The sequence below is a fragment of the Albidovulum marisflavi genome, assembly GCF_025751435.1.
In the GTDB taxonomy this organism is placed as follows: domain Bacteria; phylum Pseudomonadota; class Alphaproteobacteria; order Rhodobacterales; family Rhodobacteraceae; genus Albidovulum; species Albidovulum marisflavi.
In genome coordinates this window covers 379,157-387,994 of record NZ_JAOWKY010000004.1, presented here as the reverse complement: position 1 = coordinate 387,994, position 8,838 = coordinate 379,157, and the positions used below count along the sequence as shown (strand labels likewise).

Here is an 8,838-nt window from a genome sequence, read left to right as displayed (position 1 = left end):
TTCAGGTTATCGCGGTTGTGACTGTCGCGGATATCACCGCAAAAACGTCTTTATTATCAGATGGTTACGGGGGTTTCTCTTGGAGCGGGTGAAGGGAATCGAACCCTCGTCGTAAGCTTGGGAAGCTTCTGCTCTACCATTGAGCTACACCCGCAACGACCTGAGAGGTATGTCAGCAACGCCGTTTCGTCAAGCGCGCAAAGCGGGCATGATCTTTGTTCGGTCTGTGTGGGACTATCCGATTTGACGCGTGTTCCCGCCGGACTGAGCGGATGCTAGACTTTCGGTCAAGTAACGGATAATGAACCAGCCGTTAGCGCTAACGGTCAAGGGGGGGCACATTATGGTCTCGCGCGTCATTCCGGTCGATAGCTTCGACCTTGTGGTTTTTGGCGGGACCGGCGACCTGGCGCGCCGCAAGATTCTGCCGGGCCTCTACCGCCGTTTTGTTGCCGGGCAGATGCCGGAGGATGCGCGCATAATCGGGGCCGCCCGCGGTGACATGGACGACGAGGCGTTCCGGAGCCTTGTAAGGGAAGCGATAGAGGAGTTCGGCGGCAAGGCCGCGCAAGAGGCGGAAGCCTTGGGCCTTTTCCTGGAGCGTCTGCACTACGTCGCAATCGACGCGAAAGGCGAAAGTGGCTGGAGCGTGCTTGCCGACCTGATACGCCCCGACGTGGTGCGCGCGTTCTACTTTTCCGTCGCGCCGTCGCTTTTTGGTGATCTGGCGGAACGGCTGCATCACTATGAAATCGCGACGCCCGAAAGCCGGATCGTCGTGGAAAAACCCTTTGGCCGGGATCTGGAAAGTGCTCGGGCGCTGAATGCGACACTCGCGCTGCACTTCACCGAACATCAGATCTACCGCATCGACCACTACCTTGGAAAGGAAACGGTCCAGAACCTGATGGCGGTCCGTTTCGCCAACATCCTGTTCGAACCGCTCTGGAATGCACGCCACGTCGATCATGTGCAGATCACGGTGGCCGAAACCGTGGGCGTCGGCGGGCGGGGCGCCTATTACGACAGGTCGGGCGCCATGCGGGACATGGTGCAGAACCACCTCATGCAGCTGCTGTGCCTGATCGCGATGGAGGCGCCGTACCGCTTCGATCCCGATGCCGTTCGCGATGAAAAGCTGAAGGTGATCCACGCGCTGGAGCCGGTCAGGCCCGAAGACATCGTGCGGGGTCAGTATCGAGGCATGGGCAAGGGAACCGAAGGATCCTATTGCGCGGACGCCGAAAACCCAGACAGCCGAACCGAAAGCTACGTCGCGTTGAAGGTCGACATCGCCAACTGGCGCTGGAAGGGCACGCCGTTCTACCTGCGGACCGGCAAGAAGCTGCGCGCGCGCGCATCCGAGATCGCGATCGTGTTCAAGGAAGTGCCCCACTCGATCTTCGGTGAAGAGGAGGGCTGGCGCGAAAACGTGCTGTCGATCCGGCTTCAGCCCAACGAGGGCATGACCCTGTCGGTCATGATCAAGGAACCCGGACCGGGCGGCATGCGCCTGACCGAGGTGCCGTTGGACATGTCCTTCGCCGAGGCCTTGGGCGAGAATGGCGAGGACATACCCGACGCTTACGAGCGGCTGATCATGGACGTGATCCGTGGCAACCAGACGTTGTTCATGCGGGGGGACGAAGTTGAAGCTGCCTGGGCCTGGACAGATCCGATCATCGCCGGATGGGATGCGCGGGGCGACAGACCCAAGGGCTATGATCCGGGATCCTCGGGGCCTGAGGACGCGTTGATGCTTCTGCATCGCGATGGACGCAGATGGCGGGAGATACGAGAATGAAACTGGTAGAATATCCAGACAGCGAACTGATGATGTTCGATCTTGCCGATCTTTTGGCAAGCGAACTGTCCGCAGCCCTGCGTCAGAATGAAGGCGCATCCTTTTGCGTGGCAGGTGGTTCGACGCCGGGTCCGGTCTTCGACATCCTTTCGGGCGTCAAGCTTGACTGGGACCGTGTCACGATCTTTCCAAGCGACGAAAGATGGGTGCCCGAAACCGATGAACGGTCCAACGCGCGGATGCTGAAGCGACGGCTTCTGACGGGCAAGGCCGAGGCGGCACGGTTCATTCCGCTTTATGCCGACACACCCGCGCCCGAGGATGCTGTGGAGGCGCTGTCCGAGGCGATCGAGCCGAACCTTCCGATTTCCGTCCTGCTGCTTGGCATGGGGGCGGACATGCACACGGCATCGTTGTTTCCCAAAGCCGATCACCTTGAGCAGGCCCTGTCGCCGGATGCCCCGATCCTGGTGCCGATTACCGCGCCGGGGGCGGGCGAGCCGCGCATGACGCTGTCCGCACGCGTGCTGGAGGATGCGATGAACACGCATATCCTGATAACCGGCGAGGAAAAGCGCAAGGCGCTGATGCGGGCGCAGACCCTGGAGCCGGACGAGGCGCCCGTGCGCGCTGTCCTGGACGCCGCCACCGTCCACTGGGCCCCCTGAAAGGAACGGTCATGATCCAGTGGGAGGAGTTGCATCGTCATCACGCACTGGTTCGCGACCGCGCGATCCTGTCATTGTTCGACGACCCCGCCCGTGCCGAGGATTTTTCGGCCGAGGCGGATGGGATGCTGTTCGACTATTCCAAGACCAATCTTGGCGCGAAGGGCCGGGATCTTCTGATCGCCCTTGCCAATGCCGCGGGGGTAGAACAGCGGCGGGAAGCGATGTTTGCGGGCGCTCGGATCAATGAAACCGAGGGCCGCGCCGTTCTGCACACGGCGCTGCGCAACCCGGATACACCGGTCATGGTGGACGGGCAGGACGTGATGCCGCCCGTGCGCGCGACGCTTCAGCGGATGGAGGCGTTCGCCCGCGACCTGCGCACGGGCCGCGCGCGCGGGCAGGGGGGCCGGATCACCGATGTGGTGAACATCGGAATCGGTGGGTCCGACCTGGGCCCGGCGATGGGCTGTCTTGCCCTGACCCCGTACTGTGACGGTCCGCGCGTGCATTTCGTTTCCAACGTGGACGGCGCGCATGTGCATGACGTGCTGGCGCAGCTCAACCCGGAAACCACGATGGTGATCGTGGCGTCCAAGACCTTCACCACGATCGAAACGATGACCAACGCCGACACGGCGCGCCGATGGATGGCGTCCAAGGTCGGCGAACCCAGCCGCCAGTTTGCGGCCGTTTCCACCGCGCTTGATCGCACGGCCGCCTTCGGCATCGATGGCGGGCGCGTCTTCGGGTTCGAGGATTGGGTGGGCGGGCGCTATTCGGTGTGGGGGCCGGTTGGTCTCTCGCTCATGATCGCGATCGGGCCCGAGCGGTTCCGGGATTTTCTGCGGGGTGGGGCGGCCATGGACGCGCATTTCCGCGAAGCGCCGTTCATCAGGAACCTGCCGGTTCTGCTGGCGCTGGTCGGGATATGGCACAACCAGATCTGCGGCCATGCGACCCGCGCAGTTCTGCCCTACGAGCAGCGGCTTTCGCGCCTTCCCGCCTACCTTCAGCAGCTGGAGATGGAGAGCAACGGCAAGCGGGTCGCGATGGATGGCTCGGTCCTGTCGATGGACTCCGGTCCGGTGGTCTGGGGGGAGCCGGGCACGAACGGGCAGCATGCTTTCTACCAGTTGATCCACCAGGGCACGCGGGTCATACCGTGCGAATTCCTGCTGGGTGCCCAAGGCCACGAACCCGATTTGACCCACCAGCACAGGCTGTTGGCCGCAAATTGTCTCGCCCAGTCCGAAGCTCTTATGCGGGGCCGGTCGTTTGATGAGGCACGCGCGATGCTGGTGGCCCGAGGCCTGTCGGGCGCAGAACTGGTTCGTCAGGCGCATCACCGGGTCTTTCCGGGCAACAGGCCGTCGACGACGCTTCTTTATCCGAAGCTCACGCCCTTCACGTTGGGGCAGATAATCGCCCTTTACGAACATCGCGTCTTCGTCGAGGGCGTGATTCTTGGCATCAACTCCTTTGACCAGTGGGGGGTCGAGTTGGGCAAGGAGCTTGCGGTGGCGCTGGACCCGGTGCTGAAGGGGGAAAGCGACGGCGCGGGCAAGGACGGTTCGACCTTGCGCCTTGTCGATCGGATCAGGGGTATGAGCTAGGCCGCGCGACGCATCAGCGCTGTCAGATGCATGGCGCAGCCTGTCAGTGCGGCATAGTCATCCTCGACCACGCTGACCGGGAAGCGTTCCATGAACTGCGAAAATCGTCCCTTGTCGAAGAAGGCTTCCCTGAAGCTGAGGTCTTCCAGATGCGGCGCGAAGGCGCGGGCGACACCGCCGATCAGATAGATGCCGCCGAATGGCAGGAAGGTCAGCGCGAGGTTGCCCGCCACCATGCCCAACATGCGGACAAAGACGCCCCCCGCCGCGCGGGCCAGATCATCGTTTGAGGCGATCCCTTGCATGATCGAGCTGGCGTCTCGGGTTTGATCGCTTCCTGCTTCGTGCGCCACCCAGGAAAATGTCTGTTCAAGGCCGCGGCCGGACAGCACCTCTTCAACCCCGGTGAAGCCGTGCTTGCCGCCGACCTGGCTTGCCAGGCGCAAGTCGGCATCTGTCCGGATGGGCAGTGACACGTGCCCGCTTTCCGAGGCCGCGACGATGCGGCCGCTGGCCGTATCGTAAACCGGGGCCGCATTGAACCCGGTGCCGATGCCAATCACCAGCTGCACTTGCCCCTCGGCGCGTTCTCCCTGAAGGATGGGCCGCGAGGCACCCTGTGCGATATGTCCAAGCGCATGACCCTGCGCCTGCAAGTCGTTCAGGATCGCGACCGTTCCCGCGCCGGTGGCGTCGGCAACGCCCTGGCTTTCGATCACCCAGGACAGGTTCGTCATTTCGGCTCGCCCCGCCTCGACCGGGCCTGCCGCGGCGACGCAGGCGCCAGCGGTTCGGACCTCACCCATGTCCGACAGATATCCGCTCAGGATCGGTTCCAGCCCGGAATGACCGGCATTCGGATAGCGACGGATCGAACCGCGATCCACTTGGCCGTAGCGCGCCAGCGCAACACGTGTGTTCGTGCCGCCGACATCGGCAAGGATCATAGGGGCAGAAGTCATCATCGTATCCGGGAAAGTGCGCCTTTGTCGGCGTGACAGCACGCCCTTGGTTTCGCGATCATTCAGGATCGGAAGGGAAAGTCCAAGATGCTTTTCGCTGTGTTTTGCGTTGCCGCCCGAGTCTCCCCGACGGCACAAGCGATGCTGGCCGTCGAAGAGTGGCTAGGCGTTAACTGTTTGTTCACCAGTTTGGGCGCAAGCCTTTCATGCCGGCGCGCCTTGCGAGCGTTTTAACGGCCTAGGACACAGACATTCTTTCATACCTTGGTCATCGCATGACAGGGGACCGAAAGGAGGGGACGATGAAGACCCTGTTTGCCTGCGCTATTGCCGCGGGCACCCTTCTGGTCAGCCCGGCATGGGCGCAAGAACTGATTTTTGCCCCGGGCGTAGACGGCCGCTTCAGCTGGGAAAGCTACGAAAGCTTTGGTGCGTCACACAGGCTGGAAAATCAGGCGCTGACGATCTTCGGCCCCTGGAGGGGACAGGATCAGACGCTTGCCGAAAACGTGTTCGCCTACTTCGCCGCGGCGACGGGCGCGAAGGTTTCATACGCCTCGTCTGAAAACTACGAACAACAGATCGTCATCGACACCCACGCAGGGTCCCCTCCGGACATAGCGATCCTGCCCCAGCCGGGCCTCTTGTCTGATCTGGCGTTGAAGGGTTTTCTGACGCCGCTTGGAACAGAAACCGAAACATGGCTGCGCGAAAATTACGCTGCGGGTGATAGCTGGGCGCAACTGGGAACCTACGCAAACGCCGATGGTGAACGCGCGCTTTACGCCTTTCCCTACAAGGCCGAGTTGAAATCACTGATCTGGTACGTTCCCGAGAACTTCGAGGATGCGGGCTACGAGGTTCCGGAAAGCATGGAGGAGCTGAAGGCACTGAGCCAAAGGATCGTTGCCGATGGCGCTACCCCCTGGTGCATCGGGCTTGGCTCTGGCGGTGCGACGGGGTGGCCAGCCACTGACTGGGTTGAGGACATCCTGCTTCGCACCCAGCCGCCAGAGGTTTATGATCAGTGGATCAGCAATGCGATACCATTCGACGATCCTGCGGTCGTCCAGGCCATCGAGGAATTCGGCTGGTTCGCCCTGAACAAGGACTTCGTTCTTGGCGGTTCGGCAGCGGTGGCCGCGAGCGATTTCCGGGACAGCCCTGCGGGCCTCTTCACCTCGCCGCCCCAATGCTACATGCATCGTCAGGCCTCATTCATTCCGTCGTTCTTCCCCAAGAACACCCGGCTAGGTCTGGATGCCGATTTCTTCTACTTTCCTGCCTACGCTGACAGCGGCCTTGGCACGCCCGTTCTGGGTTCGGGAACCCTGGTTTCGATCACAAGGGACGGCATGGCGGCCCGAGCTTTCATCGACTGGTTGAAGACTCCGATCGCGCATGAACTCTGGATGGCCCAGGCAGGGTTCCTGACCCCGTACAAGGCTGCCAACACCGACGCCTACGCGAATGGCGAACTGAAGAAGCAGGCGGACATCCTGATGAACGCCACGACCTTCCGTTTCGATGCCTCAGACCTTATGCCGGGAAGGATCGGCGCGGGCGCATTCTGGGGCGCCATGATCGATTTCGTGGGCGGCAAGCCCGCAGCCGAGGTCGCCCGCGCCGTCCAGTCCGCATGGAATGAACTCGGGTGACCGGGCGCCTGCAAGCAGGGATGAACTTGTGGCTGAGGCGAGGTCTGACTCCCCAAGGCGATGTCGTCCCGCGAACTCCCCCCACCCCAAGGACGACCGCGTTCATGCGACCCTTGCTGTTCTTGGGGCCAGCCCTGATGTTTCTGGGGATATATCAGATCTATCCGGTGTTTGCTTCAATCTGGTTTGCGTTCCACGATCAGTCAGGGCGAAGCTACGTCGGTGGTACGAATTTCCAATGGCTGGTCTTGAGTGCCGAGTTTCGGGCTGCCTTGGTCAACACCGTTCTTTGGCTTGCCGTGGTGCCGGCGGCCTCCACCGTGCTTGGTTTGCTGTCGGCAAGTCTGACAAGCCAGATCGGTTGGGGGCGCATAGCCAAGATGCTTATGGTGTTGCCGATGGCGCTATCCTCGGTCGGCGCAGCTTCAATCTGGAAGTTCGTTTATGATTTCCGCGGCGCCGGGTTGGAGCAGATCGGCCTTCTGAACGCGATCGTGGTGGGGCTCGGCGGCGAACCGCAGGCCTGGATGGCCTTGCCATTCTGGAACAGCTTCCTCCTGATGGTGATCGTGATCTGGATGCAGACCGGATTTGCCATGATCGTCCTGTCCGCAGCATTACACGCCATCCCTGCGGCGATGATTGAGGCTGCCCGGATCGATGGCGCGAATGGCTTTCAGTTGTTCTTCTGGATCATCGTGCCGCAGATGCGAGGCGCGATCGCGGTTGTCTTCCTTGCGATCTTCGTCATCACGCTCAAGGTCTTCGATGTCGTTCTTGCCATGACGAACGGGCAGTGGAATTCGAAGGTTCTCGCGCACCTCATGTTCGACCTGATGTTCCGGGGCGGTGGTGACCTTGGCAGGGGCGCTGCGGTCGCGCTGGTCATCCTCATACTGGTCGCGCCAATTTTGACATGGAAGGTCGCCAACGCGCGTGCGGGCAAGGACGGTTGATCGGAATGAAGCCTTTGCGCCGTTTCGCGGTCCACCTGTCAGCCCTGGTTTTCGTCGTGGCATGGACCTTGCCGTCACTCGGAGTTCTGGTCACCTCGCTCCGCGACAGGGATCAGGTCGCGGTATCGGGTTGGTGGACGGCCTTGTCATCTTCGAGCCGAATGCAGGTCTATCGGGTCCCAGAGGACAAGGGCGAACCGGTCGACGGCCGCTACATCGTCACCGGTTCCTTGCCTGGGAATGGCGAGGTCCTGATCGCTTGGGGCGTAAGTTCGCTGCAGCCCACATATTTCGCGGCGGGTGAGACGGCGAACCTGACAGGTGGGGGCACACTTCGGGTCGAAGCGGACGGAAGCTTCTTTCTGTCGGGTACAGAAAGCTTTGCCCGAACCCACAGGCAGAGAATCTTTTATTCGGTGACGGCAGGACCCCGACTTACCATGGAGAACTACGCAAATGTCCTGTTTGCAGCGGGCGTTGGCCGCTCATTTCTGAATTCTGCGATTGTCGCGGTCCCGGCGACCGTGATCCCGGCGCTGATCGCGGCATTCGCGGCTTATGCGCTGGCCTGGATGCGCTTTCCGGGCCGGTGGCTACTCAGGCTGATCGTTGTCGGGCTTCTGGTCGTGCCGCTGCAGATGTCATTGATACCCCTGTTGGCTTTCTACAACTCTGCGGGTCATGCCATGGGGTTCGACCCCAAAAGCTACATTGGGGTCTGGGCCGCCCACACCGGATTCGGCATGCCTCTGGCAATACATCTGCTGCAAAACCGCATGGCCGGCGTGCCGAGAGAGATCGTGGAATCCGCGCGCATGGACGGTGCGGGCGACTTTCACATCTTCACCCGGATCGTCCTGCCGCTTACCTTCCCGGCGCTCGTCAGTTTTGGAATCTTCCAGTTCATGTGGGTCTGGAACGATCTTCTCGTGGCGCTAGTTTTTCTTGGTCCTCAGGATGACACGTTGGTTCTTACCGGGCGGTTGATCAACCTGATGGGGACCAACGGCGGAGACTGGGCGATGCTCAGCGCATCGGCCTGCGTGGCAAGCGCGGTTCCGATCCTAGTGTTTCTTGCTCTTCAGAAGAGGGTAGAGAGCGGATTGTTGGGCATCGCCCTGAAGTGACTTCCATTGAACGAAGTCTTGCTGCGTTTCCAAAGGCTGAAGCGCGT

At 61.6% G+C, this 8,838-nt stretch carries 7 protein-coding genes and 1 tRNA gene; 6 read left to right on the top strand and 2 right to left on the bottom strand.

What is annotated here, in order from left to right; genetic code table 11:
• Positions 1–80: 80 nt before the first annotated feature.
• Positions 81–154, bottom strand: a tRNA-Gly gene (locus OEW28_RS15830).
• A gap of 189 nt (positions 155–343) precedes the next feature.
• Between OEW28_RS15830 and zwf the strand changes: the two genes are divergently transcribed.
• Genes zwf through pgi form a run of 3 tightly spaced genes read left to right on the top strand, consistent with a single transcriptional unit; the run spans position 344 to position 4,088 of the window.
• Entirely contained in the window at positions 344–1,804 is a 1,461-nt protein-coding gene (gene zwf, locus OEW28_RS15825; RefSeq protein ID WP_263735777.1) for a glucose-6-phosphate dehydrogenase, read from the top strand.
• Complete coding sequence (gene pgl, locus OEW28_RS15820; protein WP_263735766.1) at positions 1,801–2,472, top strand: 6-phosphogluconolactonase; 672 nt, start codon at positions 1,801–1,803, stop codon at positions 2,470–2,472. Before zwf ends, pgl begins: the two co-directional genes overlap by 4 nt.
• A gap of 11 nt (positions 2,473–2,483) precedes the next feature.
• Entirely contained in the window at positions 2,484–4,088 is a 1,605-nt protein-coding gene (gene pgi, locus OEW28_RS15815) for a glucose-6-phosphate isomerase (protein WP_263735765.1), read from the top strand.
• Here the strand turns inward: pgi and OEW28_RS15810 are convergent.
• The gene (locus tag OEW28_RS15810; RefSeq protein ID WP_263735764.1) at positions 4,085–5,050 is read right to left on the bottom strand and encodes a glucokinase; all 966 of its coding nucleotides are present in this window, start codon (positions 5,048–5,050) and stop codon (positions 4,085–4,087) included. The two genes, pgi and OEW28_RS15810, sit on opposite strands and share 4 nt — an antisense overlap.
• A 302-nt stretch (positions 5,051–5,352) precedes the next feature.
• Here OEW28_RS15810 and OEW28_RS15805 point away from each other — a divergent pair, with 302 nt between their 5' ends.
• The 3 genes from OEW28_RS15805 to OEW28_RS15795 are packed head-to-tail and all read left to right on the top strand — an operon-like array spanning position 5,353 to position 8,791.
• On the top strand, positions 5,353–6,708 hold the full coding sequence (locus OEW28_RS15805; protein ID WP_263735763.1) for an ABC transporter substrate-binding protein: 1,356 nt from the start codon (positions 5,353–5,355) through the stop codon (positions 6,706–6,708).
• Complete coding sequence (locus OEW28_RS15800) at positions 6,705–7,664, top strand: carbohydrate ABC transporter permease (protein WP_263735762.1); 960 nt, start codon at positions 6,705–6,707, stop codon at positions 7,662–7,664. The genes OEW28_RS15805 and OEW28_RS15800 overlap by 4 nt, the downstream gene beginning before the upstream one ends.
• A gap of 5 nt (positions 7,665–7,669) precedes the next feature.
• Positions 7,670–8,791: a carbohydrate ABC transporter permease gene (locus OEW28_RS15795; RefSeq protein ID WP_263735761.1), complete on the top strand. Its 1,122-nt coding sequence runs from the start codon at positions 7,670–7,672 to the stop codon at positions 8,789–8,791.
• Positions 8,792–8,838: the final 47 nt, after the last annotated feature.

Excerpts from the sequence above, each read along its gene's own strand:
- zwf (WP_263735777.1), top strand. The coding sequence starts at position 344 with ATGGTCTCGCGCGTCATTCCGGTCGATAGCTTCGACCTTGTGGTTTTT.
- pgl (WP_263735766.1), top strand. The coding sequence starts at position 1,801 with ATGAAACTGGTAGAATATCCAGACAGCGAACTGATGATGTTCGATCTT.
- pgi (WP_263735765.1), top strand. The coding sequence starts at position 2,484 with ATGATCCAGTGGGAGGAGTTGCATCGTCATCACGCACTGGTTCGCGAC.
- OEW28_RS15810 (WP_263735764.1), bottom strand. The coding sequence starts at position 5,050 with ATGACTTCTGCCCCTATGATCCTTGCCGATGTCGGCGGCACGAACACA.
- OEW28_RS15805 (WP_263735763.1), top strand. The coding sequence starts at position 5,353 with ATGAAGACCCTGTTTGCCTGCGCTATTGCCGCGGGCACCCTTCTGGTC.
- OEW28_RS15795 (WP_263735761.1), top strand. The coding sequence starts at position 7,670 with ATGAAGCCTTTGCGCCGTTTCGCGGTCCACCTGTCAGCCCTGGTTTTC.